The organism is Rathayibacter sp. AY2B7 (genome assembly GCF_002931635.1).
Taxonomy (GTDB): Bacteria; Actinomycetota; Actinomycetes; order Actinomycetales; family Microbacteriaceae; genus Rathayibacter.
Map to the genome: position 1 here is coordinate 23,969 of NZ_PSUC01000004.1, position 23,774 is coordinate 47,742.

Here is a 23,774-nt window from a genome sequence, read left to right on the forward strand (position 1 = left end):
ATCCGGGCCCCCGAGCGCGGCCGCACGACGGATCCAGACTCGTCGCCTACTCTCGTAGCCATGTCTGCGCAAGGAACCGCCCGCGGCGGCGTGCTCGCCCGGGTCCTCGGGATCGTCGGAGCCAGCCTCGCCGGGGGCCTGCTGATCACGGTCGGGGTCACTCCCGCCCTCGCCGTCACCGGTCTCGCCGAGAACAACCCGATCGGGCTGTTCGAGACGGTGCCGGAGTACCTCGAGCTCGGCCAGCTGGCCCAGAAGACCGAGATCTACGCCAAGCGCACCGACGGCTCGGACGAGCTACTCGCCTCCTTCTACGCGCAGAACCGCGAGGAGGTGGCCTTCGACCAGGTCAGCCAGTCCGTGAAGGACGCGGCGGTCTCGACCGAGGATCCGCGCTTCTACGATCACGGCGGCGTCGACCTGCAGGGCACGATCCGCGCGGTGCTCAGCAACATCGTCGGCGGGGACCTCCAGGGCGGATCCTCCATCACTCAGCAGTACGTCAAGAACGTCCTCGTGCAGAAGGCGGAGTCGCTGAGCGCGACCGACGAGGCGGCCTCCGAGGCCGCCTACGAGGAGGCGACCGCGACCACTCCGAGCCGCAAGCTCAAGGAGATGAAGCTCGCCGTCGACCTCGAGAAGAAGTACAGCAAGGACGACATCCTCCTCGGCTACCTCAACATCGCCGGCTTCGGCGGCCAGGTCTACGGCATCCAGGCGGCGGCCGAATACTACTTCTCGACCAGCGCGGCCGACCTGAGCCTCGCGCAGGCCGCGAGCCTGATCGCCACGGTCAACAACCCCAACGGCCTCAGGATCGACCAGCCCGAGAACATCCCGGACAACAAGATCCGCCGCGACTACGTCCTCGACCAGATGCTCAAGGAGGGAAAGATCTCACAGGCCGACCACGACGCCGCCGTCGCCGAGGAGGTCGTCCCCGCGATCACGCAGACGCCCACCGGCTGCCAGACCGCCGGCAACGCGGCCTTCTTCTGCGACTACATCACCCGTGTCGTCCAGAACGACCCGGCGTTCGGCGACGACGCGGACACCCGCCTCGCGAACTTCCAGCGCGGCGGCTACAAGATCTACACGACGCTCGACCGCGACCTGCAGGACACCGCGGCCAACGCGACGAACAACGCCGTCCCCAAGGTCCCCACCCTCGACACCAACATCGGCAGCGCGACCGTCTCGATGGAGGTCGGCACCGGCCGGATCCTGGCGATGGTGCAGAACAAGGACTACGACGCGGCCGGCGCCGTCAACGGCGCGAACTTCTCCGCCGTCAACTTCAACACCGACACGGCCTACGGCGGCTCCGCCGGGTTCCAGGTCGGATCGACCTACAAGGTGTTCACGCTCGCGCAGTGGCTCGCGAGCGGACGCACCCTGAACGAGACGATCAACGGCCGCGAGCGCACCTTCTCGGGCTTCCCCGCCAGCTGCGCCCCGGGCGGCGAGCTCGACACCTCGTACGAGGTCAACAACGACGACAGCGAGAACGGGAGCTACAGCGTGCTGACCGGCACGATGCAGTCGATCAACACCGTCTACGTCTCGATGGCGCAGCAGCTCGACCTCTGCGCGATCCGCGACCGCGCGGTCGGCTTCGGCGTGAAGGCGGCCGACGGCGGCGAGGTCGACTACAAGCCGTCCGCCATCCTCGGCTCGGACACGCTCATCTCCCCCCTCTCGATGGTCACCGCCTTCGCCGGCTTCGCCAACAACGGCACCGCCTGCTCCGCGATCGCCATCGACTCGATCACCGACGCGACCGGCGCCGCCGTCCAGCCGCCGACCTCCACCTGCAACCAGGCCCTCAGCCCCGAGCTGACGGCGGTCGCGAACTACGCCCTGCAGCGCGTCGTCACCGGCGGCACGGCCGCCCAGTCCGACCCGGACGACGGCATCGAGCACATCGGCAAGACGGGCACCACCGACAACGCGGAGTCGACCTGGATGGACGGGGCGAGCTCGCGCGTCGCGACCGTGGTCTGGGTGGGCAACATCGACGGCCACACCTCGATGCGCGAGGTCCGCTTCCCGAACTCGGAGCTCGAGAGCCGCCCGTACGCCTCCAACATCCGCCACTACATCTGGAACTCGGTGATGACCCGCGCCGACCAGAAGTACGGCGGAGACGACTTCGAGGAGCCCAGCAGCGCCCTGCTGAACGGCCGTCAGATCGCCGTGCCGACCGTCTCCGGCCGCTCGGTCGACGACGCCACGGAGGCGCTGGAGGACCTCGGATTCGACGTCGAGGAGGGGGCGACCATCGACTCGTCGCTCCCCGCCGGCGTGGTGGCGGGCACCGACCCGGCCGCCGGCACGACCGTCGCGCGCTACTCCGACATCGCCCTGCTGATCAGCAACGGCTCGCAGGTCCCGGCTCCCGCCACCCAGGCTCCGGCTCCGGCTCCGACCGGCACGGGAGTCCCCGCGTCCGAGGCTCCCCCGGCGACGCCCACGGCGACCCCGACAGCGACAGCCACGGCGACTCCGACGGCGGAGGTCGAGGAGTGAGCTTCGACGCGGACTTCCTCGGCGTCCCCGCGGCGGCGCCGCGCCTGAGGGTCGAGCGCCCGGTGCGGCTCCTGCCGTACACGCACTTCGAGGTGCTGCTGGATCCGGAGCGGCGCCTGGCCGTCTCGACGGCCGTGAACATCGACGGCGCGCGCCTGGTCGAGCTCGGCCGCGGCGACGACTGGCACCTCGACGACCGCATCCCCGCCTCCGAGCAGACCGGGCCGGACGTGTACGCCCGCAACGACCTCGACCGCGGGCACCTCGTCCGCCGCCGCGACCCCGTCTGGGGCGACCGGGACGAGGCCGCCGCGGCCAACCGCGACAGCTTCTGCTACACGAACGCCGCGCCCCAGGCGAGCGGCTTCAACCAGTCGCAGGAGCTGTGGCTCGGGCTCGAGACGCTGGTGCTCGAGTACGCGCAGACCTGGCGCACGCGCCTGAGCGTCTTCACCGGGCCCGTGCTCGCGGACGACGACCCGGTCTACCGCGGTACGGGCATCCCCCGCCGCTTCTGGAAGATCGCGGCCTGGAGCCCGGACGGATCGACGCTCGCGACGAGCGCGTACCTGCTCGACCAGAGCGAGCTCGTGGAGCGGGTGCGCGAGGGCCTGGTGCCGCTCGGCGGCTTCAGGACGTTCCAGCTGCCGGTCGCCGCGATCGGCGAGCTGACAGGCCTCGACGTGGACCTCCTCGCCGGGGCCGACGTGCTCGGCTCGGCAGGACTCCGGCCGGAGCCGTGGCGCGAGATCGTCGAGCCGTCCGACGTGGCGAGCGGCCTCCTCCCCCGCTGAGGCTCCGCCGGGGGCAGGATGGGCGGATGAGCACCCCCGTCCTGGTCGAGATCACCTCCGGCGCCGTCGTCCTCCGCGACCCGGAGGGTCCGCTCGTCCGCGTCGACGAGGCGGGCTACCTCCGCGGCGACGGGGTCTTCGAGACCGTCGCGGTCCTCGACGGACGTCCCCGCGCGCTCGGCGAGCACCTCGAGCGGCTGGCCGGATCGGCCCGGGCCGTCGGGCTGACGATCCCGGAGGCGCCCCTCTGGTCCCGAGCGGTCGACCTCGCCGTGGCGGAGCACGACCGAGTCGACGACCTGACGGTCCGATTCATCGCCGCCCACGGGTCGGGCGACTCCGCCCGGTGCACCGTGCGCGCGGCTCCGACTCCTGACTCGAGGGCGCTCCGGGAGAAGGGCGCGGCCGTCGTCGTGCTGGACCGCGGGTACGCGAGCGGTCCGCTCGCGCCGTGGCTGCTCCCGGGCGTCAAGACCACCTCAGGCGCCGTCACCCGGGCGGCGCTGCGCGAGGCGGCATCCCGGGGCGCGGACGACGTGGTCTGGCGCACGAGCGACGGGCTGCTCCTCGAGGGAGCGACGTCGAGCCTGGTGCTCCTCGGCGACGGGGTGCTCGCGACGCCGCTCTCGGGCAGCGTGCTCGCCGGCACGACGGTCGAGCGGGTCCTCGCGCTGGGCGAGCGCCGCGGGCTCGCGTCGTCGCGCCGCGAGCTGCCGGTCTCGGCGCTCACCGGTGCCGATGCGGCGTGGCTGGTGTCGAGCACCCGGCGGGCGATCCCCGTCCGCTCGGTCGACGGCGCACCGCTCGCGATCGACGCCGGCCTGACGGTGGCGTTCGAGGCGGGGCTGCTCGCCGGCTGACCGCGTCCGCGGCTCGGACTCCCTGCGCCTCAGGCCGCTTCGGCCAGCGCGCGGGACGTGTGCGGGCCGACGCCGGCCTCCTCCGCGTCGCCGAGATCGGCGAGCGTGTCGACGTCCAGCCTCAGCGTCGACGAGCCGGGCAGCACGACGACGGCGCAGCCCGCGGCGCGGTGCCGGGCCAGAGAGCCCGGGCCGAACGCCGGAGCGACGAGGGCTCCGGCCGCCAGCAGGAGCGCCGTGGTGCCGCTCCCCTCGCGGTCCGGGACGACGGCCGGGAGCGACCGCGTCGCGAGCGCCTCGGAGAGGTCCGACGGCAGCAGGGCGGGCAGGTCCCCGGTCAGCACGATCACCGGGGCGCCCGGCCGGCGGTGCAGGGCGGCCTCGGCTCCCCCGGACACGGCGGCGTCGAGGGTCCCCGGGTCGGGCACCACCACCAGCTGCGGATGCTCCGCCCGTGCGCGGTCGGCCGCACCGGCGTCGGAGGTGACCAGGAGAAGGCTCGCCACCGGCTCCGCAGCGGCCACGGCGGCGAGCGTGTCCAGGAGGAACGCCTCGGCCAGCGCCGCGCGGCCCGGCACGTCGAGGCGCGTCTTCGAGCCACCGCGGCCCTTGAACACGACGACCGCGCTCCAGCCGGTCACCCGCGCTCCTCGCGCGAGGCGGCTCCGGCCGCGAAGCCCTCGGCGAAGGCCTCGTCGGCGCCGAGGCGGAACATGTCGTCGGGGCCCGTGCGGGTCAGCGTGCGGGCGCCCGGGCTCTCGACCCCCGTCACCAGGCGGGCGAGCCCGCGGACGACGGCGACGGGACGGCCGCTCGCCTTGCCCTTCACCAGGTCGCCGAGTGCGGCGATCTCGTCCGCCACGGCCGGCATGGTCACTCCCAGCGTGCGCCCCAGGGCGTCGACCCCGCCGCGGAGGTCGTCGATCACGAGGACGCCGGCAGCCCCGATGGCCGCGTCGGTCTGCCCGACGCGCCAGGCGCGGCCCAGGGTGTCGCTGACGAGCACGCCCACCTCCACGCCGAGCCGCTCCCGGAGGCCCGCGCAGAGGGCCCGCGCCGAGGCGTCCGGGTCGACGGGGAGGAGGAGGACCGTCCCCTCCGCGACGTTGCTGGCGTCGACTCCGGCCGCCGCCTGCACGATCCCGAGGCGGTTCTCCACGATGCGGGTGACGCCGGAGCCGTGCGCCCGGGTGGCGACGACGCGGACGGTCTCGGCCGTGATCGCGTCCTCGCGGTCGGTCGCGGCGACGACGCGCCCCTCCGCCTTCGAGATGATCTTGCTCGTGACCACGAGGATGTCGCCGTCCGCGGGCCGGTCCTCCTCGGCGGCGGCGGCGACGGCCGCGAGGATCAGCTCGAGCAGGTCGTCACCGGGAGTCACCTCCGGGATGCCGTCGAGGGCCCAGGCCTGCACGCGCGTCTCGCTCACCGGTCCATTCTCCCGGCTGCCGCGGGCGCACGGGTCCACGGCCCGAGATCACCCGAGTGGACGATCGGCGGCGCCTCAGCCGGCGGCGAGGTACGCGGCGACCGCGGGCGGCACGTAGGGGGCGACGTCGCCGCCGAGGGAGGAGACCTGCCGCACCAGCGAGCTCGACACATGGGCGTGCGCGGGATCGGGCAGGAGGAACACCGTCTCGACGTGCGCGAGGTTGCGGTTCACGATCGCCATGGGGGTCTCGTAGGCCACGTCGACCTGCGAGCGGATGCCCTTCACCAGGATGCTCGCGCCGACGTCGGTGCAGTAGTCGACGAGCAGGCCCATGCTCCACGAGGCGACGACGATCCGCCCCTCGACCCCCGCCTCCGCGATCGACTGCTCGATGAGCGAGACGCGCTGGGCGATCGGCAGCAGCGCCGTCTTGGCGGGGTTGTGCACCACCACGACGTGCAGCTCGTCGACCAGGCGCGCGGCCCGCTCGATCACGTCGAGATGACCGAGGGTCACGGGGTCGAAGGAGCCGGGGACGACGGCGATGCGGGCCATGCCGACAGAGTAGCGGGCGGGCACCGCCTAGCTCTTGGCGAGGAACTCCCGGTCGCGGTCCTGCACGCGGCGCTCGAGCGCGGCACGGAGCCGGTCGTGCGCGGCGAGCGACGGATCCTCCGCGAGGAGCCGCTCGGCCAGCGCCCGCGCCTCCACGATCACGTCCGCGTCCTGCACCACCCGCAGCAGGCGGAGCGACGAGCGCCCGCCGGACTGCGAGTCGCCCAGCACGTCGCCCTCGCGGCGCAGCTCCAGGTCGACCTCGGCCAGCGCGAAGCCGTCGAGCGTCGCGGCGACCGCCTCCACACGCTCGCGCGCGACCGTCCCCGCCTCCGCCGCCGTCACGAACAGGCACACCCCCGCGACGCCGCCGCGCCCGATGCGCCCGCGGAGCTGGTGCAGCTGGGAGACCCCGAACCGCTCCGCGTCGAGCACGACCATCATCGAGGCGTTCGGCACGTCCACGCCGACCTCGATGACCGTCGTCGACACCAGGACGTCGATCTCCCCCGCGGCGAAGGAGCGCATCACGGCGTCCTTCTCCTCCGTCGTCATCCGCCCGTGCAGCGCGGCCGACCGCCGCTTCCCGAGCAGCGGATGCGCGCGCACGCCCTCCAGCGTCGCCGCGACGGTCGTGAGCGGCGCGGCGGCGTCCTCCTCGGGCGGCTGCGCGCCCTCGGCGGGCTCCCCCGGCTCGATCGCCGGGCAGACGAGGTAGACCTGGTGCCCCGAGCGGATCTCCTCCTCGGCGCGCTCCCAGGCCCGCGCGATCCACGCGGGGTGGTCGGCGAGCGGGACCACGTGGCTCGTGATGCCGGGGCGCCCGGCGGGCAGCTCGCGGATGGTCGAGGTGTCGAGATCGCCGAAGACCGTCATGGCGACGGTCCGCGGGATGGGCGTGGCCGTCAGCACCAGCACGTGCGGCGGGGTGGCGCCCTTCCGGCGCAGGGCGTCCCGCTGGTCCACGCCGAAGCGGTGCTGCTCGTCGATCACGACGAGGCCCAGGTCGTAGAAGGAGACCGCGTCGCCGAGGAGGGCGTGCGTGCCGACGACGATCTTCGCCGTGCCCGAGACGATCCGGAGGAGGGCCGCACGGCGCTGCGCCGCCCCCAGCCCGCCGGTGAGGAGGGTCGGCACCAGCTCGGCCGCGAGCTCCGGGCCGAGGGTCCTCGCGATCGAGCGGAGGTGCTGCCCCGCGAGCACCTCTGTGGGAGCGAGCAGAGCCGCCTGCCCGCCGCTCTCGGCCGTGGCGAGCATCGCCCGGAGCGCGACGAGGGTCTTGCCGGAGCCGACCTCGCCCTGCACCAGCCGGGTCATCGGGCTCTCGGCGGCCAGATCGGCGGCGATCTCGTGCCCCACCGCGGTCTGGTCGCCGGTGAGGGCGAAGGGCAGCGCGGCGTCGAAGCGCTCGAGCAGCCCGCCGGGGCCGGGCACGCGGGCGGTCGCGGGGCTGCTGCGCGCCGAGGCCCGGCGCTCGAGCAGGGCGAGCTGCAGGAGGAACGCCTCGTGGAAGCGCAGCGTCTCGCGCGCCTGCGCCTCCTCGCCCTCCCGCTGCGGGCGGTGGATCAGCTCCAGCGCCTCGCCGAGGCCCAGCAGCGAGCGGCCGGCGCGCACCTGCTCGGGCATCGGGTCGGGCACGTCGCGCAGGCCGTCCAGCAGCACGCCGATCGCGGCCTGGAGCTGCCAGCTCGAGATCGCGCTGGTCGCCGGGTAGATCGGGATCGGCCGCTCGGCCCAGTCCTTCGCGAGCTCACCGCCTCCCGTCTCCGTCGCGGCGGCCTCCTCGTCGTCGAACAGGCGGTAGTCGGGATGCGTGAGCTGCGGGGTGTCGCGGAACATCGAGACCGTGCCCGCGAAGATCCCGCGCACGCCGCGGTGGAGCTTCGCCGCGCGCCAGGGCTGTCCGAAGAACGTCAGCGAGAGCGTGCCCGAGCCGTCCGAGATGACGACCTCGAGCAGGGTGCCGCGCCGGTTGCGCATCGGCCGCTCGCGCACCTCGCGCACCTCCGCCACGATCGTCACGCTCTCTCCCACGGGGAGGCGCGAGAGCGCCGTCAGCTCGCCCCGCTTCGCGTAGCGGCGCGGGTAGTGGCCCAGGAGCTCGCCGACCGTGCGGTACCCGAAGGCCTTCTCGACCGCACTCGCCGTGCGCGGCCCGATCAGCGGCGCGAGCGAGGCGTCGAGGGGGTCCGGGATCACCTAGCGATCATAGGTCGGACCTCGGACGCGCGAGCCGGGCGACCGGGTCCAGCGCCGAGCGGGGCACGACCGACGCGAGCACCCGACGACCGGCACCCGCGGAGCCGCGGAGCGCGGCGGCCACGGCGGTCGCGTCGTCCCACGCCTCCGACTCGCTCCCGGACGGCGAGTAGCGCCGGCGCTCGACGCGCTCCCGGAGCCCCTGCAGACGTGCCGCCGCTCCGGGGTCGAGGGCGGGAGCCATGCGGGCCTCCTGCGCGCGCGGCGACTCCGTGTCCTCCACGGGGACGCCCAGGTCGCGGGCGGTCGCCAGCAGCTCGGCCCACGCGGCCTCGACGGAGCCGGAGCGCGCGGACCGGCGCCGCAGCACGCGCTGGACGGCGCGCATCAGCCAGGGGACGAGCACGAGCAGCAGGAGCAGCACCCAGAGCGTCGCCGCGGGAGCCGCCGTGGTGCTCGAGGCGCCGACGGCACCGGGGGTCGGCGTCGCCGACGCGGCCGTCGGAGTGGGCGTCGCGGCGGGAGCGCTGGTCGCACCGGGCGCGGTGGTCGCGGTCGAGCCCGGGGCGGTGGGGCCCGAGGACGCCGTCGCGCTCGGCAGGGTGTACGAGGCCGGAGCGCCGCGGCTGGGCGTCGGCTCGAAGGGCAGCCAGCCGACCCCCTCGAAGTACAGCTCCGGCCAGGCGTGCAGGTCGGAGGAGAGGACGCGGTAGGTGGTCAGGTCGCTGCCGCCGGAGGGCACGACGGAGCCGGGCTGGTAGCCGATGGCGAGCCGCGACGGGATCCCGAGCTCGCGCGCCATCACCGCCATCGCCGAGGCGAAGTGGACGCAGTAGCCCTCCTTCGTCGTCAGGAACGCCGAGAGCACGCCGACTCCGTCGCCGTCGTAGCCCTCCTCCGCGGGGGTGTCCTCGGAGTAGCGGAACTCGGACGAGCGGAAGTACGTCTGCAGCGCGCGCGCCCGGTCGTAGGCGGTCGGAGCCTCGGCCGTGACCTCCTCGGCGGTGGTGCCGACGATCTCGGGCACGTCGTCGGGGAGCGAGAGGTACCGGTCGACGCCGGACGGCGCGGGAGCGGCGAGCAGCTGCTGCGGGTCGGGCTCGAGCCGCAGCGCCTGCACCTGGTAGTCGTCTCCGGAGCGGGTCGTCGCGTCGCCGCGGATCGAGCCGTCCTGCACGTCCTGGAGCCAGCCGTCGCCGACGCCCGTCAGCGACGAGACCGGATACGGCACGGGGAGCCACTGGCTCCGCAGCGTCTCCACCGAGACGTCGACCTCCTCCGCCTCGCGCGGCACGCTCTCGGAGAGCCCCTCGGGCGCGATCGGCGCGTCGATCGGAGCGGTCTGCTCCGTCTCGCTCGGCGCCCAGTCGTCGCCGTCGAAGTCCGAGACGGTCAGCACGCGGAGGTAGACGGGCAGGTCGGAGTCGGTGGCGTAGCGCAGCACGGTCACGGGGTTCGGGCGGCGCAGGTCCGCGCCGAGAGCGACCACCGGGTCGATCGCGCCGTTGAAGAGGCTGCCGGAGACGCCCGAGGGGGCGGTAGTGCGCGCGTAGCCTGCCGCCGAGCCGGCGACGACTCCCGCGCCCAGGACGACGACGGTCACGGCCGCGAAGGCGGGCAGCACGGCCGAGGCCGCGCTCGGGCCGCTCGGGCGGCGGGGGGCGGCCGTGGCGGCGAGCACGCCCGCGTAGGCGAGCGCGGTGACGACGAGGCTCGCCCAGGACACCTCGGAGGGGTCCACGATCGCCGGCACCGCGAGCAGCGCCGCGGGGAACAGACCGGCCAGGGCGGGGAGGCGGACGGAGAAGGCGAACAGGTCGGCCGCCCAGGCGAGCACGACCACCCCGCCGATCAGGAGGAACGAGATGCCGTCGTCGGCGACCGCCGGAAGCCCCTGCTGCGCGATGGACTGGAAGCCGCCCTGCGCGAGCGCCTCCGCCTGCGCGACGGCGCCGGGTGTGGGGACCACGAACAGCAGGGCCCGACCGGGCACGAACATCGCGGTCAGCACGCCGACCATCGTCAGCGTGCCGAGGATCGGCGGGACGACGGGGTGCACGCGCAGAGCCCGGGCGGCGGCCGGGACGCCGAGCACCACGGCGACCGCGCTCGCGAGGAGCACCAGCCAGTCGACGCCGACGAGGAGCCGCCCGATCCCGGCGGCGGCGGCGGTGATCGCGAGGAAGAGCAGACCGCTCAGAGGAGCCGACCCGGCGCGCGGATCGCTCTCGACGCGGCGGCTCACGCCACCACCCGCAGGGCGAGGGCCTGCGCCCACGCCTCCTCGACGGAGGCGCTCGGGTCGACGGACACCGCGTACCAGCCGAGCGAGGCGAGAGCCGCCTCCTCCTCAGCGGTGCCGGCGACGACGAAGGCGATCGCGGGGCGCGACTGCGCGGCCAGGGAGCCGAGGGCGTCGAGGTCCGACTCGAGGAGTCGCGTGAGCACGGCGAAGACCGGTCGCACTCCCCCGGTGTCGCGCATGTCGGCCGAGATCCGGGTCACCGCGTCGACCGAGTCGCGCGAGGGCGCCAGCTCGGCGAGGCGCAGCAGCACGTCGTGCGCCACCTCGCGCTCGTCCTCCGAGTGCTCCGGCTCGCCGTCCGCACCCGTCTCGACGAGGTGGGTCTCGAAGCCGCGGTCGAGCAGGTGCACGGCGAGGGAGGCCGTCATCGACACCGCCCAGTCGAGCCGATCGTCGCCGCGCCGCTCGAGCACGCGCTCGGCCCGGGTCTCGAGGAGGATCCACGCGTGCGGATCGGTGTTCTGCTCGTCCTGGCGGACCATGAGCTCACCGGAGCGGGCGCTCGCCCGCCAGTGCACCCGGCGCATGGCGTCCCCCGGGCGGTAGTCGCGCGGGATCACGTCGTCCGTGCCGGCGCCGGCCGTCGCGTGCGCGACCGGGCTCGATCCGCCTGCTCCGTGCGCGTCCAGGACGTCGCTCTGGAGGGGCACGACCCGCGGAGTCACGACGAACGGCTGCGCAGCCCCCACGACGCTCTCGCGGAGCGCGAGCCCGAGGCCGTCGCCGCGCACCAGGCGCAGCGGGCCGATGCGGTGGATCCCGCGCCGCTCGGCGGGCAGACGGTAGCGGGCGCGCACGCGGCCGCCCGACGGGACGCCCGGCAGCCCGAAGACGCCCTCGGCGACCGGCCGGCCGACGACGACCCCGCGCTCCACGCGCTCGAGCCGGTCGTGGGCGCGGGCCCCGCTGCGGACGGCGCGGCCGCGGTTCTCGAGCAGCACGTCGACCTCCACCACGTCGCCGGCCGCGACGGTCTGAGGAGCGAAGCGGCGCTGCACCCGGAACGACGCCGGCGCCAGGAGCAGGGAGACGAGCGCGCCCAGGGGCAGGCCCAGCAGCACCAGGCCGACGAACAGCAGCTCGCGGAACTCCGACAGCGGCGCGATCACCACTCCCGCGACGCCCAGCAGAACGAGCGCCCAGCCGCGCAGCGTCAGCGCGACCCCGCGGAGCGCGGGCAGACCGCCGAGACGGGACGACGGCGTCTCGGCCGGGCGGGCCTCAGTCGCCACGGTTGCCGAAGGGGACGGGGGTGGCCGCGACGATGCGCTGCACGATCTCGGTGACCGAGTGCGAGGATCCGGCGCCGGAGCGGCCGGGGAGGCGCGTGGCGGGCAGGAGGCGGTGGCCGAGCACCGGGACGGCGAGCGCGTCCACGTCGTCCGGCACCACGAAGTCGCGGTCGCTGAGGGCGGCGAGCGCCTTCGCGGCGGCGATCAGCTGGAGCGTGGCTCGCGGGCTCCCCCCGAGCCGCAGCTCGGGGTCCACCCGCGTGGCCTGCATGATCGCCACCACGTACTCCTGCACGGGCGGTGCCACGTACACGGAGCGCACGTAGGCCATCATCCGCTCGAGCTCGGCGAGGCCCACGACGGGCCGCAGCTCCTCGAGCGGGCTGGCCGAGTCGCGGGTGCGGATCATCTCGAGCTCGGCGCGCTCATCGGGGTAGCCGAGCGAGAGGCGGGCCATGAAGCGGTCGCGCTGGGCCTCGGGCAGCGAGTAGGTGCCCTCCATCTCGACCGGGTTCTGCGTCGCGATCACGGCGAAGGGGCGCGGGAGGAGGTGGGTGGTGCCGTCGACCGAGACCTGGCGCTCCTCCATGCACTCCAGCAGCGCCGACTGCGTCTTGGGCGAGGCCCGGTTGATCTCGTCGCCGATCAGGATGTTCGCGAAGACCGGGCCCGGCTTGAACTCGAAGTCGCGGGTCGCCTGGTTGTAGACCGAGACCCCCGTGACGTCGGAGGGGAGCAGGTCGGGCGTGAACTGGATGCGCGCGACGCTGCCGCCAACCGAGGCCGCCAGCGACTTCGCCAGGACCGTCTTGCCGGTGCCGGGGACGTCCTCCATCAGGAGGTGCCCACCGGCGAGGAACACCGTCAGCGCCATCGAGACCTCGGCCGATTTGCCGTCGATCACGCTGGTGAGGTTCCCGAGGACGGCGCCGCAGTGCGCCGTGAACTCCTCGCGGGTCAGCGGCGTCTCGGGTGCCGCTCGGCGGCCGACAGCGGAGCGGGTGTCTTCGAGCGACGTCATAGCTACGGATTCTCGCAGTCCTGACGGGAAAAGGGTCCAGGTTCCGCGAGTTCGCAGTGTGCCGCCAGGCGGGAGCGCGCAGCGGCCGCCGGACGCCGCGGGCAGGGGTGCCGCCCTATGCTCGGTCCGGTGACCAGGATCATCGCCGGATTCGCCGGCTCGCTCACCCTCCGGGTCCCGCGCGCGGGCACCCGCCCCACCAGCGACCGCGTGCGCGAGGCCGTCTTCTCGGCCCTCGAGGCCCGGGACGCCCTCGACGGCGCGACGGTGGTCGACCTCTACGCGGGCTCCGGCGCCCTCGGGCTCGAGTCGGCCAGCCGCGGAGCGAGCGCGGTCGTCCTGGTCGAGCGCGACCCGAAGGCCGCGCGGACCGCGGGCGAGAACGCACGGGCGATCGCGACCGCGGCTGCCAAGAACAAGCGGCCCGCCCCGCGGATCGAGGTGGTGACCGGCTCGGTCCGCTCCTTCCTCGACGGCTCCCCGGCCCTCAACACGGACACGGTGTTCCTCGACCCGCCCTACGACCTCGGCGAGGACGATCTGGCCGCCGACCTCGCCGGCGTGCTGCCACTGCTGCGCGAGGACGCGGTGGTCGTCGTGGAGCGGAGCTCCCGCAGCCCGGAGCCGCGCTGGCCCGCAGGCCTGGAGCGGGAGAGGAGGAAGGACTACGGCGAGACCACGATCTGGTGGGCGTCGCCGGCTTCCTCCGCGGCCGGCTGACCGGCCTCAGCCCGCCGCGCCGTCCCAGCCGAGGTACGGGTCCCAGCCCCCGCGCCCCTCGAGCGCGACCCCGCCCAGGCGCACCTCCGGGTCCCCCTCGCGGACGACCCCGAGCGGGACGAAGCCCTCCGGCAGCGCCGCGGCGGGCGGGAAGCACGCGAGCATCGCGTGGTCCTCGCCGCCTCCCAGCACCAGCGCCCTCGCCAGGTCGAGGTCCACGCCCTCCACTCCCGTGAGCCCGCGCGCGTGCACGTCGACCGCCGCGGGATCGAGGTCGATCGCCACTCCGCTCGCACGCGCCATCCGACGGGCGTCGAGCACCACGCCGTCCGAGACGTCCATCATCGCGGTGGCGGTTCCGCCCGCGGCCTCGCCCGCGGAGATCGGCGCGGTCGGGCGCAGCTGCGCCTCGAGGAGGGACGGATGCCGCTCGCGGAGCCGGGCGGCGAGGTCGGCCGACGGCTCCCCGTCCCGCCGCGCCTGCTCGAACAGCAGGCGCAGCCCGAGCCCCGCTCGTCCCAGCGGGCCGGCCACGGCGAGCACGTGCCCCGGCCTCGCACCGCTGCGGAGCACCGGCGGTCGTCCGTCGAGCGAGCCGAACGCCGTGATCGAGAGCGTCAGCGTCGCGGAGGCGGACAGGTCCCCCCCGACGACTCCGCAACCCGGCGCCATCGCGGCGCAGCCGGCGGCGAGCCCGCCCGCGATCCCCTCCAGCACGTCGACGCCGAGCGACTGGGGCGCCGCGAGCGCGACGACGAGCCCGGTGGGACGGGCCCCCATCGCCGCGACGTCGGCGAGGTTCGAGGCCGCCGCCTTCCAGCCCAGGTCCGCCGGGCTCGACCAGGCCAGCCGGAAGTCGGGGCCGTGCACCATCATGTCCGTGGTCACCACGAAGCGGCCGTCGGGAGCGCGCAGCACCGCGCAGTCGTCGCCGGGCCCGACCAGGGTCTCCGCGCCCGGGCCGCCGAGCCGGGCCAGCACCCTCGCGAGCACCTCGCCCTCGCTGAGCTCGGCCGGGGTGGGACTCCGATCCTCTGCCATGGTTCACACGCTAGCGTTGACGGCGATGTCCTCCCGCCGACTCCGCTCCCCCCTCCTCGCCGCCGCCGCCGTCCTGCTGCTCTCGGGCTGCTCGGCCAGCGTCGCCCTCGAGCCCGCCGCCGATGCGACGAGCACCGGCTGCGCGGAGGTCTCGGTGCGCCTGCCCGATGTGGTCGCGGAGCAGCCCGAGCGCGAGACGAACGCTCAGGGCACCGCCGCCTGGGGCACCCCGGCCGCCGTCATCCTCCACTGCGGAGTCGAGGTGCCCGGCCCGACGACGGACCTCTGCGTGAACGTCAGCGGAGTCGACTGGATCATCGACGAGACGCAGAAGGACGAGGACATCTACACGCTGACCACCTACGGGCGCGATCCCGCGGTGGAGATCACCGTCGACCAGAGCCGCGCGTCCGGATCCTCCGCCGCGCTCGACCTCGCGAACGCCGTCTCCTACGTCCCGCAGACGCGCGAGTGCACCGACGTCTCGGACGCCGACACCCTCGATCCGACGGACACGCCCACCGGCTGAGTCTCAGCGGTCAGACGCCGAGGGCTCGACTCGCTGCGGTGAGCGCACCATCGGAGGTCGCCCCCAGCTCGCGCGCGCGGGACGCGAACACGGCGGCCGCGGCCTGCAGCTCGCGCTCCAGCGCGTCCACGCCTCCCGCGACGACCGTGCCCGCCCGGCCGCGCGTCTCGACCAGGCCCGCCGACTCCAGCTCCCGGTAGGAGCGGGCGACCGTCCCCGCGGCGACGCCCAGCGTCTCGGCCAGCGCGCGCACCGGCGGCAGCCGCGTGCCGACCGGCAGCTCGCCCGCCGCGATCAGAGTGGTGATCTGCTCGCGGATCTGCTCGAAGGGCGCCGCGGCCGCGCCCGCCTCGACGCGGAGCGCGAGCGCCGGCGTCATCGGGCGGCGACCGGGACGCGGCCGAGCGCCGAGTCGAGCAGCTCGCTGATCAGGTCCGGGTAGTCCACGCCGCTCGCGCCCCACATGCGCGGGAACATCGAGACCGGCGTGAAGCCGGGCATGGTGTTGATCTCGTTGACGACGAAGCCGTCGGCGGTGAGGAAGAAGTCGACCCGGGCGAGGCCCTCGGCTCCGATCGCGTCGAAGGCGCGGATCGCGAGGGACCGCATCTCGGAGAGCTCGCCGTCCGTGAGGTCGGCCGGGCAGACCAGCTCGATGCCGGACGCACCGAGGTACTTCGCCTCGAAGTCGTAGAAGCCGCGGCCGGAGACGACCACCTCGCCGGCGACGGAGGCGCGGGCCGGAGCACCGCGGCGGCCGCCGAGCACGCCGATCTCGACCTCGCGGCCGACGATGCCCGACTCGATCAGCACCCGCGAGTCGTGCGCGAACGCCTCCTCCAGCGCGGCCTCGAGCTGCTCGCGCTCGTCGATCCGGCTGACGCCCACGCTCGAGCCGGCCCGCGCCGGCTTCACGAACGCGGGCAGGCCCAGCTCGTCGAGGGCCGAGGAGGCGTCGCCCGGGTCGGCGCGCCACTCCGCCTCCGTCACGAGGTACCAGGGCGCCACCGCGAGGCCCGCGGCCTGCAGCACCGTCTTGGTGAAGTGCTTGTCCATGCCGAGCGCCGACGCGAGCACGCCCGAGCCGACGTAGGGCAGCCCGACGAGCTCGAGCATCCCCTGGACGGTGCCGTCCTCGCCCCACGGGCCGTGCAGGATCGGCAGCACCACGTCGACCTCGCCGAGCGAGCGCGTCGCGCCGTCCTCGCGGGTCACGGTGAGCTCACGCGAGAGGGCCGACTCCGGCCAGCGCACGCGGGAGCCGTCGTCCTCGACGCGGGGCAGAGACGCGGCGTCGAGAGCGAACTTCTCGGGACGGTCCTCCTCGAGCACGAAGGCGCCGTCGGAGGTGATCCCGACGGGGATCACCTCGAAGCGGTCACGGTCGATCGCCCGCAGCACCCCGGCCGCCGTTGCGCAGCTGATCGAGTGCTCGCTGGAGCGCCCCCCGAACAGAACGGCCACGCGGAGCTTGCTGGTCATCGAGGTTCCTCTCACCCTGTGGCTCGTCCGAATCCGTGGTCAGGTGCGGCGCGATGTCCTTCGGATCGAGCGTACCGGCGAGCACCTGCGACACCTGCTCGACGATGGGCATGTCGACTCCCCTCGCGCGCGCCAGCTCGAGGACCGGCGCGACGGAGGCGAGCCCCTCCGCCGTCTGCTGCATCGACTTCACCACGTCGGTGAAGCTGTAGCCCTGGCCGAGCAGGCGCCCGGCCGTGTTGTTGCGCGAGAGGGACGAGCTCGACGTCGCGATGAGGTCGCCGAGCCCCGCCAGTCCGGCCATGGTCTCGGCCCGTCCGCCGTACGCGACCGCGAAGTCGGTCATCTCGGCGAGACCGCGCGTGATGATCGACGCCTTCGTGTTCTCGCCGTAGCCGACACCGTCGACGATGCCGATCGCCACGGCGATGAGGTTCTTCAGCACGCCGCCGAACTCGGTGCCGATCACGTCGGTGTTGACGTAGGAGCGGAAGTAGCGGTTGGTCGCCGCGAGGGCCACCTCCTGCGCGGTGACGAGGCTCTCGGAGGCGATGACCGCCGCGGTCGGCTGCTCCTTGGCGATCTCGAGGGCGAGGTTGGGCCCGGAGGCGACGGCGATCCGGTCGGGAGAGACCGGCAGCATCTGCGCGATCACCTCGCTCATCCGCTGGCCGGTGCCCTTCTCGACGCCCTTCATCAGGCTCACCAGCACCGTGCGCTCGGTGAGGAACGGCGTGATCGCCTCGAGGTTGCTCCGCAGCGACTGCGACGGGATGGAGAGGTAGACGTGGTCCGCGCCCTCCAGCGCCTCCTCGATGCGCGGCGTGGCCCGGATGTTGCGCGGGAGGTTGATGCCGGGGAGGTAGTCGCTGTTGCGCTTGGCCTCGGTGATCTCGCGGGCCAGCTCGGCGCGGCGCGCCCACATCACGACGTCGGAGCCGCCGTCGGCGAGGATCTTCGCGAAGGTGGTGCCCCAGCTGCCGGCGCCGAGGACGGCGACGCGGCGGGGCACGGGGATGGGCGCCTTCCTACTGCTCGGACTCAAAGCGACCCGTGCCCTTCTGGTTGTGCTCGGAGGGGTTCCAGCGCTTCTCGGGCGCCGCCTCGCCGCGCAGCTCCTCGAGCAGGGCGGTGATCGCCGCCATCACGACCGCGGAGGCCTCGTTGAGTGTGGCGGAGTCGAGGCTGCGTCCGCGGAAGGCGGACAGGTCGACGGGGTCGCCGACGATCACGTCGACGCGCTTGCGGCGGAAGAGGGTGATCCGCTTGGAGTAGCGGCCCATCAGCTGCTGCGCACCCCAGTGCGCGACCGGGACGACGGGCAGCCCGTACTGCAGCGCCATCCGCACCGCTCCCGTCTTGCCGCGCATCGGCCAGAGCTCGGGGTCGCGGGTGAGGGTGCCCTCGGGGTAGATGATGACCGAGCGGCCCTCGTCCACGAGAGCCTTGGCGGTCTTCAGCGGCTCGCTGCCGCGGACCGAGCCCGAGCGCTCGACAGGGATCTGCCCGGAGCCGCGCAGGATCGAGCCGAGCACGGGCACCGAGAACAGCGAGGCCTTGGCGAGGAAGCGCGGTGCGCGGCCGGCGCGCCACAGGGTCCAGCCCGTGATGATCGGGTCGATCTCGCTGTAGTGGTTCGGCGCGAACACGAAGGCCCCGGTGCTCGGGATCCTGTCGCCGTTCCGGATCCGCAGGTCGACCGAGGCGGTCATCACGGGGATCACCGCCGCCGCGAGGAACCAGAAGATGGACGGACGGCTTCGCTCAGACACCCGCCCATCCTCGCATCCCGCGTCGGAGGGGCCGCGTCCCCACGCCCGGGAGCAGCGGGGCCCCGCGGTGGGAGGAGCGGCCCGGCCGCCGGGTACGGTACCGGCATGCCCCGTCCGCGTCGCCGCCCGTCGCCGTGGGACGCCGTCGGCAGGGCCCTCGGCCGCCTCGCCGACTCGCCGATCGCGCTGTCCGGCCTGGTGCTCCTGCTCGTGTGGGGAGTCGTGCTGCTCGCCACGCAGTCCGGACGCGATGCGGCCGCGCTCGGCGACGGCCTCCTGCTGACGCTCGCGGTCCTCGTCGGCGGCTCGGCGTCAGTCGCCCTCGTGATCGGCGGGGTCGACGCCCTCTGGCGCGTCGCGGTGGCACCGCTCGCCCACGTCGAGGCGGAGGCGACCGGCGGCGTCGCGGTCCTCGGACGCGGCCGGCTCGGAGCGGGCCTCCGTCGCATCGAGCCGCGGTTCCCGCTGCCGACGCTGCGGCCCTACGCGGTCGTCGTGCCGCGCCGCCGGGGACTGACCGTCTCCTTCGGCGACTGGGGCGTCGTCGTGCCCTGGGCGCGGATCGCGCGACTGGAGCGGCGGTGGGTGCTGGTGGGCCTGCGTCCGCGCGAGGCCCTCGAGGTCGTCCTGGCCGGGACGCGGCGCGGACGCCTGACGCTGGTCCTGGTCGAGTCGCCCGGACCGCTGGGCCTCCGGCCCGCGCCGGACACGACGCTCGCGCTCCTCGAGAAGCGGATCCGGGGACGCCTGGAGGAGGCCGCGGAACCGCCCGCGTGGGGCGCGCCCGGACGCGACAGGACCCCGGGCCGATGAGGACGGTCGTCCTCCGCGGCTCCGGGGTCCCGGTGGGCGGCTACGCGTCGAGCGAGAAGTCGGCGCCCAGCAGCTCGAGCTTGGTGAGGAAGTTCTCGTAGCCGCGGCTGATGATGCCGACGTTCGAGACCGTCGAGGTGCCCTCGGCCGAGAGCGCCGCGATCAGGTGCGAGAAGCCGCCGCGCAGATCCGGCACGACGATGTCGGCGCCGTGCAGCTTCGAGGGTCCCGAGATCACGGCCGAGTGCATGAAGTTGCGCTGCCCGAAGCGGCAGGCCTGCCCGCCGAGGCACTCGCGGTGGATCTGAATGGTCGCGCCCATCTCGACGAGCGCGTCGACGAAGCCGAAGCGCTGCTCGTAGACGGTCTCGTGCACGATCGAGACGCCCTTGGCCTTCGTGAGCGCCACGACCAGCGGCTGCTGCCAGTCGGTCATGAAGCCGGGGTGCACGTCGGTCTCGATGATGACCGGCTTGAGCTCGCCGCCCGGGTGGTAGAAGCGGATGCCGTCCTCGGCGATCTCGAACGCGCCGCCGACCTTGCGGAAGACGTTGAGGAAGGTGGTCATCTCCTGCTGGCGGGCGCCGCCGACGAAGATGTCGCCGTCGGTCGCGAGGGCCGCGGCCGCCCAGGAGGCCGCCTCGTTGCGGTCGAAGAGCGCGCGGTGGGAGTAGCCGGTGAGCCGGTCCACGCCCTCGATGCGGATCACGCGGTCGGTGTCGACCGAGATGATGGCGCCCATCTTCTGCAGGATGTTGATCAGGTCCATGATCTCGGGCTCGATCGCCGCGCCCGAGAGCTCGGTGATGCCGGAGGCGCGCACCGCGGTCAGGAGGACCTGCTCGGTCGCTCCGACGCTCGGGTAGGGCAGCGACACCTTGGCGCCGTGCAGGCCCTCGGGGGCCGACATCCGGATCCCGGAGGGAAGCTTCTCGATCACCGCGCCGAAGTTGCGGAGGACCTCGAGGTGGTAGTCGATCGGGCGGTCGCCGATGCGGCAGCCGCCGAGGTCGGGGATGAACGCCTCGCCCAGGCGGTGCAGGAGCGGGCCGCAGAAGAGGATCGGGATGCGGCTGGAGCCGGCGTGCGCGTCGATGTCGGCGAAGTGCGCGGACTCGACGTTCGAGGGGTCGAGGATCAGCTCGCCGACCTCGGCGCCCTGCTTCACCTTGACGCCGTGCACCTCGAGGAGGCCCTTCACGACGCGGACGTCGCTGATGTCGGGCACGTCGCGGAGGGTGGACGCGGTCTCGCCGAGGAGCGCCGCGACCATCGCCTTGGTGACGAGGTTCTTCGCTCCCTTGAGCTCGATGCGCCCCACCAGCGGCCGACCGCCCTTGATGGTGATCCGCTCCGTCGTCATCCCCACGCGGGCTCCCGAGGCCTTGGCGTCCTGGAGGGCCTTGGCGTCCTGAAGAAGTGTGTTCACGCTATTTCACCGGCAATGTCTTGGGCCGCCAGCTCTCGCGGCGGGTCTCGAATTCGGAAATGAGCGCTTCGTCGCGCAGGGTCAGGCCGATGTCGTCCAGGCCCTCGATCAGGCGCCATCGAGTGTAGTCGTCGATCTCGAAGTCGAAGGCCTCGTCACCGGCGGTGACCGTACGCGCAACCAGATCCACCGTCGGTTCTATTCCCGGGGTGCTCTCGATGATCTCCCACAGGCGCTCGACGTCGGCCTCGGACACGACGGCGGCCAGGAGTCCCTGCTTGCCGGCGTTGCCGCGGAAGATGTCGCCGAAGCGGGGCGAGATCACGACCCGGAAGCCGTAGTCGCGCAGGGCCCAGACGGCGTGCTCGCGGCTGGAGCCCGTGCCGAAGTCCGGTCCGGCCACGAGGATGCCGGCCCCGCGGTACCGCTCCTGGTTGAGGACGAAGTCCTCCTCCTGGCGCCAGCCGTGGAACAGGGCGTCCTCGAATCCGGTCTTCGTGATGCGGCGGAGGTACACGCCGGGGAGGATCTGGTCGGTGTCGACGTTGGCGCGCTTCAGGGGCGCGGCGATCGCGGTGACGGTCTCGAACTTCTGCACGGTCAGACTCCTGCTCTCTCGCGCGCCGGCTCCAGGTCGGAGGGGCTCGAGAGCGTGCCGCGCACGGCCGTGGCGGCAGCGACGAGCGGCGAGACGAGGTGGGTCTTCGCCCCCTTGCCCTGACGGCCCTCGAAGTTGCGATTGGAGGTGGAGGCGACGCGCTCCCCCTCGAGCAGCTGGTCGGTGTTCATGCCGAGGCACATCGAGCAGCCGGCGAAGCGCCACTCCGCCCCGAACGCCGTGACGATCCGGTCGATGCCCTCGGCCTCCGCCTCGAGCCGCACGCGGGCGGAGCCGGGGACGACCATCACGCGGACGCCCGGCGCCTTGGTGCGCCCCTCGACGATCGCGGCGAAGGCCCGCAGGTCCTCGATCCGGGAGTTGGTGCAGGAGCCCATGAAGACGACGTCGACCGGGATCTCCTTCATCGGCGTCCCGGGCTCGAGCGCCATGTACTCGAGCGCGCGCAGGGCGCTGGTGCGCTCGTTCAGGTCGTCGATGGCCTCGGGGTCGGGGACGGACTGCGAGAGCGACACGCCCTGGCCGGGGTTGGTGCCCCAGGTGACGAACGGCTCGAGCGCGTCGGCGTCGATCACGACCTCGGCGTCGAACACCGCGCCCTCGTCGCTCGGCAGCGTCCGCCAGTAGGCGACGGCGGAGTCCCAGTCCTCGCCCGCGGGGGCGTGCGGACGGCCCTGCAGGTAGGCGAACGTGGTCTCGTCGGGCGCGACCATGCCGGCGCGCGCGCCCGCCTCGATCGACATGTTGCAGATCGTCATCCGGCCCTCCATCGAGAGCGCCCGGATCGCGGAGCCGCGGTACTCGAGGATGTAGCCCTGGCCGCCGCCGGTGCCGATGCGGGCGATGACCGCGAGGATGACGTCCTTAGCCGTGACCCCCTCCTTCAGCGTCCCCTCGACGGTGATCGCCATCGTCTTGAAGGGCTGCAGCGGCAGCGTCTGCGTGGCCATCACGTGCTCGACCTCGCTCGTGCCGATGCCGAAGGCGATCGCGCCGAACGCGCCGTGCGTCGAGGTGTGCGAGTCGCCGCAGACGACGGTGATCCCCGGCATCGTCAGGCCGAGCTGCGGGCCGACGACGTGCACGATGCCCTGCTCCACGTCGCCGAGGGAGTGCAGGCGGACGCCGAACTCGCCGGCGTTCCGGCGCAGAGCGTCGATCTGGGCCCGGCTGGTCGGGTCCTCGATGGGCCGGCCGATCTGCAGGGTCGGCGTGTTGTGGTCCTCGGTCGCGATGGTGAGGTCGGGGCGGCGGAGGGGGCGCCCGGCCGCGCGCAGCCCGTCGAACGGCTGGGGGCTCGTCACCTCGTGGAGGAGGTGGAGGTCGATGTAGACGAGGTCCGGAGCGCCGTTCTCGCCCTTGACGACGACGTGGTCGTCCCAGACCTTCTCGGCGAGGGTGCGGGGCCTCGGGGTGCGGATCGTGTCCGCGAGCGAGCGGGGTTCCGCTCCGCTCGACGCGGGCGCGGCTGCGCCGGGTGACTTCTCGGTCATGACGGGTCCTTCTCCTTCAGGAGTCGCTGCTCGGCCGGGCGAGGCACCGCGACGAGGGAGGCCGTCAGATCGAGGTCTCGTCGCGGCACGGAAGGAGGTGCGGGCCGCTCAGCATGGACCGAGAATAGCACCGCGCTCCCCCGCTCCCGGGAGCCGGCGGCGCACGGTCGACGGGCTCAGGCGCGGGCGTCGAGCACCGCGTCGACGACGACCACGGTCACGTTGTCCCGCCCGCCGGCGTCGACCGCCGCTCCCACGAGCGCCTGGGCGAGGTCGGCCGGGTCGCCGGAGTCGCGGCGCGCGAACAGCGCCGCGATCCGCTCGTCCGAGAGCTCCTTGGTGAGCCCGTCGGAGCAGAGCAGGTAGCTGGCGCGCGGCACGACGGGCAGCGTCCAGACGTCCGTCTCGACCTCCTCGTCGGCGCCGAGGGCGCGGGTGACGATGTTGCGGTCCGGGTGCGACTCGGCGGACTCCCGCGTGAGCAGGCCCGCCGAGACGAGCTCCTGCACGGCCGAGTGGTCCACGGTCAGCTGCTCGAGCTCCGTCCCGTCCCAGCGGTAGACGCGGGAGTCGCCGACGTTGAAGAGCGCCCAGCGGGCGGGCCCGGAGGGCTCGGGCAGGACGAGCATCAGCCCCGTGAGCGTCGTGCCGCAGAGCGCACCGCCCACGTCCAGCGCGCGCACCGCCGTGTTGGCGCCCTCGACCAGGTCGAACACCGCGTCGACCGGTCCGAGGGCCGTCGGCCGGTTCTCGTGCAGAGCCCCGACCGCCGCGGCGCTCGCGAGGTCGCCGCGGGCGTGCCCGCCCATCCCGTCGGCGACCGCGAGCAGCAGCTCGTCGGCGAGGAGGGAGTCCTCGTTGACCCGGCGGACGGCTCCGACGTCGGTGCTGCTGCTGACGGCGAGCCGCAGCGCCCCCTGGGGCAGGTCGACGGTGGTGGTCGTCATCG

The 23,774-nt window shown here is 73.8% G+C and carries 22 protein-coding genes; 6 read left to right on the forward strand and 16 right to left on the reverse strand.

Annotated features, from left to right (window positions below):
- The first annotated feature begins 60 nt into the window (after window positions 1-60).
- The 3 genes from C5C27_RS01460 to C5C27_RS01470 are packed head-to-tail and all read left to right on the forward strand — an operon-like array spanning window position 61 to window position 4,183.
- Window positions 61-2,529 carry a transglycosylase domain-containing protein gene (locus C5C27_RS01460; protein ID WP_104313321.1) on the forward strand — a complete coding sequence of 823 codons (2,469 nt, stop codon included), beginning with the start codon at window positions 61-63 and terminating at the stop codon, window positions 2,527-2,529.
- A complete protein-coding gene (locus tag C5C27_RS01465; RefSeq protein WP_258066469.1) occupies window positions 2,526-3,323 on the forward strand; it encodes a DNA/RNA non-specific endonuclease in 798 nt (265 codons plus the stop codon). Before C5C27_RS01460 ends, C5C27_RS01465 begins: the two co-directional genes overlap by 4 nt.
- Window positions 3,324-3,349: 26 nt before the next feature.
- Window positions 3,350-4,183, forward strand: coding sequence for an aminotransferase class IV (locus C5C27_RS01470; RefSeq protein ID WP_104313323.1), 834 nt, complete (start codon window positions 3,350-3,352; stop codon window positions 4,181-4,183).
- A 29-nt stretch (window positions 4,184-4,212) separates the two neighbouring features.
- Here the strand turns inward: C5C27_RS01470 and cofC are convergent, their stop codons facing one another.
- From cofC to C5C27_RS01505, 7 genes are all read right to left on the reverse strand, one after another.
- Complete coding sequence (cofC, locus tag C5C27_RS01475; RefSeq protein ID WP_104313325.1) at window positions 4,213-4,824, reverse strand: 2-phospho-L-lactate guanylyltransferase; 612 nt, start codon at window positions 4,822-4,824, stop codon at window positions 4,213-4,215.
- Complete coding sequence (locus C5C27_RS01480; protein WP_258066470.1) at window positions 4,821-5,612, reverse strand: coenzyme F420-0:L-glutamate ligase; 792 nt, start codon at window positions 5,610-5,612, stop codon at window positions 4,821-4,823. The genes cofC and C5C27_RS01480 overlap by 4 nt, the downstream gene beginning before the upstream one ends.
- 75 nt (window positions 5,613-5,687) lie before the next feature.
- On the reverse strand, window positions 5,688-6,170 hold the full coding sequence (gene coaD / locus C5C27_RS01485; RefSeq protein ID WP_104223138.1) for a pantetheine-phosphate adenylyltransferase: 483 nt from the start codon (window positions 6,168-6,170) through the stop codon (window positions 5,688-5,690).
- 27 nt (window positions 6,171-6,197) lie between these two features.
- Window positions 6,198-8,369, reverse strand: a complete 2,172-nt coding sequence (locus tag C5C27_RS01490) for an ATP-dependent DNA helicase RecG (RefSeq protein ID WP_374952905.1) — start codon at window positions 8,367-8,369, stop codon at window positions 6,198-6,200.
- A 7-nt stretch (window positions 8,370-8,376) separates the two neighbouring features.
- On the reverse strand, window positions 8,377-10,614 hold the full coding sequence (locus C5C27_RS01495; RefSeq protein WP_104313327.1) for a DUF3488 and transglutaminase-like domain-containing protein: 2,238 nt from the start codon (window positions 10,612-10,614) through the stop codon (window positions 8,377-8,379).
- The gene (locus C5C27_RS01500; RefSeq protein WP_104313329.1) at window positions 10,611-11,906 is read right to left on the reverse strand and encodes a DUF58 domain-containing protein; all 1,296 of its coding nucleotides are present in this window, start codon (window positions 11,904-11,906) and stop codon (window positions 10,611-10,613) included. The genes C5C27_RS01495 and C5C27_RS01500 overlap by 4 nt, the downstream gene beginning before the upstream one ends.
- On the reverse strand, window positions 11,896-12,927 hold the full coding sequence (locus C5C27_RS01505; RefSeq protein WP_104237904.1) for a MoxR family ATPase: 1,032 nt from the start codon (window positions 12,925-12,927) through the stop codon (window positions 11,896-11,898). Before C5C27_RS01505 ends, C5C27_RS01500 begins: the two co-directional genes overlap by 11 nt.
- Before the next feature lie 129 nt (window positions 12,928-13,056).
- Between C5C27_RS01505 and C5C27_RS01510 the strand changes: the two genes are divergently transcribed.
- Window positions 13,057-13,647, forward strand: coding sequence for an RsmD family RNA methyltransferase (locus tag C5C27_RS01510; RefSeq protein ID WP_104313379.1), 591 nt, complete (start codon window positions 13,057-13,059; stop codon window positions 13,645-13,647).
- Between the two features lie 6 nt (window positions 13,648-13,653).
- Here C5C27_RS01510 and thiL read toward each other — a convergent pair whose 3' ends face one another.
- Entirely contained in the window at window positions 13,654-14,688 is a 1,035-nt protein-coding gene (gene thiL, locus C5C27_RS01515; protein ID WP_104313331.1) for a thiamine-phosphate kinase, read from the reverse strand.
- A gap of 25 nt (window positions 14,689-14,713) precedes the next feature.
- Between thiL and C5C27_RS01520 the strand changes: the two genes are divergently transcribed.
- Window positions 14,714-15,217 (forward strand): DUF3515 domain-containing protein, encoded by a 504-nt coding sequence (locus C5C27_RS01520; RefSeq protein ID WP_104313333.1) that lies wholly within the window; start codon window positions 14,714-14,716, stop codon window positions 15,215-15,217.
- A gap of 10 nt (window positions 15,218-15,227) precedes the next feature.
- Here the strand turns inward: C5C27_RS01520 and C5C27_RS01525 are convergent, their stop codons facing one another.
- Genes C5C27_RS01525 through C5C27_RS01540 form a run of 4 tightly spaced genes read right to left on the reverse strand, consistent with a single transcriptional unit; the run spans window position 15,228 to window position 18,411 of the window.
- Window positions 15,228-15,596, reverse strand: coding sequence for a GntR family transcriptional regulator (locus C5C27_RS01525; RefSeq protein WP_104313335.1), 369 nt, complete (start codon window positions 15,594-15,596; stop codon window positions 15,228-15,230).
- Window positions 15,593-16,699, reverse strand: a complete 1,107-nt coding sequence (locus C5C27_RS01530) for a D-alanine--D-alanine ligase family protein (RefSeq protein WP_104313336.1) — start codon at window positions 16,697-16,699, stop codon at window positions 15,593-15,595. The genes C5C27_RS01525 and C5C27_RS01530 overlap by 4 nt, the downstream gene beginning before the upstream one ends.
- Complete coding sequence (locus C5C27_RS01535; protein ID WP_181067828.1) at window positions 16,596-17,711, reverse strand: NAD(P)H-dependent glycerol-3-phosphate dehydrogenase; 1,116 nt, start codon at window positions 17,709-17,711, stop codon at window positions 16,596-16,598. The genes C5C27_RS01530 and C5C27_RS01535 overlap by 104 nt, the downstream gene beginning before the upstream one ends.
- 16 nt (window positions 17,712-17,727) lie before the next feature.
- Window positions 17,728-18,411 carry a 1-acyl-sn-glycerol-3-phosphate acyltransferase gene (locus C5C27_RS01540; protein WP_104237925.1) on the reverse strand — a complete coding sequence of 228 codons (684 nt, stop codon included), beginning with the start codon at window positions 18,409-18,411 and terminating at the stop codon, window positions 17,728-17,730.
- A gap of 165 nt (window positions 18,412-18,576) precedes the next feature.
- Here C5C27_RS01540 and C5C27_RS01545 point away from each other — a divergent pair, with 165 nt between their 5' ends.
- Window positions 18,577-19,284 carry a hypothetical protein gene (locus tag C5C27_RS01545; RefSeq protein WP_104313339.1) on the forward strand — a complete coding sequence of 236 codons (708 nt, stop codon included), beginning with the start codon at window positions 18,577-18,579 and terminating at the stop codon, window positions 19,282-19,284.
- 40 nt (window positions 19,285-19,324) lie between these two features.
- Here the strand turns inward: C5C27_RS01545 and murA are convergent, their stop codons facing one another.
- The 4 genes from murA to C5C27_RS01565 form a co-directional block, all read right to left on the reverse strand.
- Window positions 19,325-20,647 (reverse strand): UDP-N-acetylglucosamine 1-carboxyvinyltransferase, encoded by a 1,323-nt coding sequence (murA, locus tag C5C27_RS01550; protein ID WP_167299052.1) that lies wholly within the window; start codon window positions 20,645-20,647, stop codon window positions 19,325-19,327.
- Between the two features lie 67 nt (window positions 20,648-20,714).
- Window positions 20,715-21,311 (reverse strand): 3-isopropylmalate dehydratase small subunit, encoded by a 597-nt coding sequence (gene leuD, locus C5C27_RS01555; RefSeq protein ID WP_104237898.1) that lies wholly within the window; start codon window positions 21,309-21,311, stop codon window positions 20,715-20,717.
- Between the two features lie 2 nt (window positions 21,312-21,313).
- A complete protein-coding gene (gene leuC, locus C5C27_RS01560; RefSeq protein WP_104313342.1) occupies window positions 21,314-22,825 on the reverse strand; it encodes a 3-isopropylmalate dehydratase large subunit in 1,512 nt (503 codons plus the stop codon).
- A gap of 176 nt (window positions 22,826-23,001) precedes the next feature.
- Window positions 23,002-23,772 (reverse strand): PP2C family serine/threonine-protein phosphatase, encoded by a 771-nt coding sequence (locus tag C5C27_RS01565; RefSeq protein WP_104313344.1) that lies wholly within the window; start codon window positions 23,770-23,772, stop codon window positions 23,002-23,004.
- Window positions 23,773-23,774 lie beyond the last annotated feature (2 nt).

Excerpts from the sequence above, each read along its gene's own strand:
- C5C27_RS01460 (WP_104313321.1), top strand. The coding sequence starts at position 61 with ATGTCTGCGCAAGGAACCGCCCGCGGCGGCGTGCTCGCCCGGGTCCTC.
- C5C27_RS01530 (WP_104313336.1), bottom strand. The coding sequence starts at position 16,699 with ATGACCAGCAAGCTCCGCGTGGCCGTTCTGTTCGGGGGGCGCTCCAGC.
- C5C27_RS01470 (WP_104313323.1), top strand. The coding sequence starts at position 3,350 with ATGAGCACCCCCGTCCTGGTCGAGATCACCTCCGGCGCCGTCGTCCTC.
- murA (WP_167299052.1), bottom strand. The coding sequence starts at position 20,647 with ATGACGACGGAGCGGATCACCATCAAGGGCGGTCGGCCGCTGGTGGGG.
- coaD (WP_104223138.1), bottom strand. The coding sequence starts at position 6,170 with ATGGCCCGCATCGCCGTCGTCCCCGGCTCCTTCGACCCCGTGACCCTC.
- C5C27_RS01525 (WP_104313335.1), bottom strand. The coding sequence starts at position 15,596 with ATGACGCCGGCGCTCGCGCTCCGCGTCGAGGCGGGCGCGGCCGCGGCG.
- C5C27_RS01520 (WP_104313333.1), top strand. The coding sequence starts at position 14,714 with ATGTCCTCCCGCCGACTCCGCTCCCCCCTCCTCGCCGCCGCCGCCGTC.
- leuC (WP_104313342.1), bottom strand. The coding sequence starts at position 22,825 with ATGACCGAGAAGTCACCCGGCGCAGCCGCGCCCGCGTCGAGCGGAGCG.
- C5C27_RS01565 (WP_104313344.1), bottom strand. The coding sequence starts at position 23,772 with ATGACGACCACCACCGTCGACCTGCCCCAGGGGGCGCTGCGGCTCGCC.
- thiL (WP_104313331.1), bottom strand. The coding sequence starts at position 14,688 with ATGGCAGAGGATCGGAGTCCCACCCCGGCCGAGCTCAGCGAGGGCGAG.
- C5C27_RS01545 (WP_104313339.1), top strand. The coding sequence starts at position 18,577 with ATGCCCCGTCCGCGTCGCCGCCCGTCGCCGTGGGACGCCGTCGGCAGG.
- C5C27_RS01505 (WP_104237904.1), bottom strand. The coding sequence starts at position 12,927 with ATGACGTCGCTCGAAGACACCCGCTCCGCTGTCGGCCGCCGAGCGGCA.
- C5C27_RS01540 (WP_104237925.1), bottom strand. The coding sequence starts at position 18,411 with ATGACCGCCTCGGTCGACCTGCGGATCCGGAACGGCGACAGGATCCCG.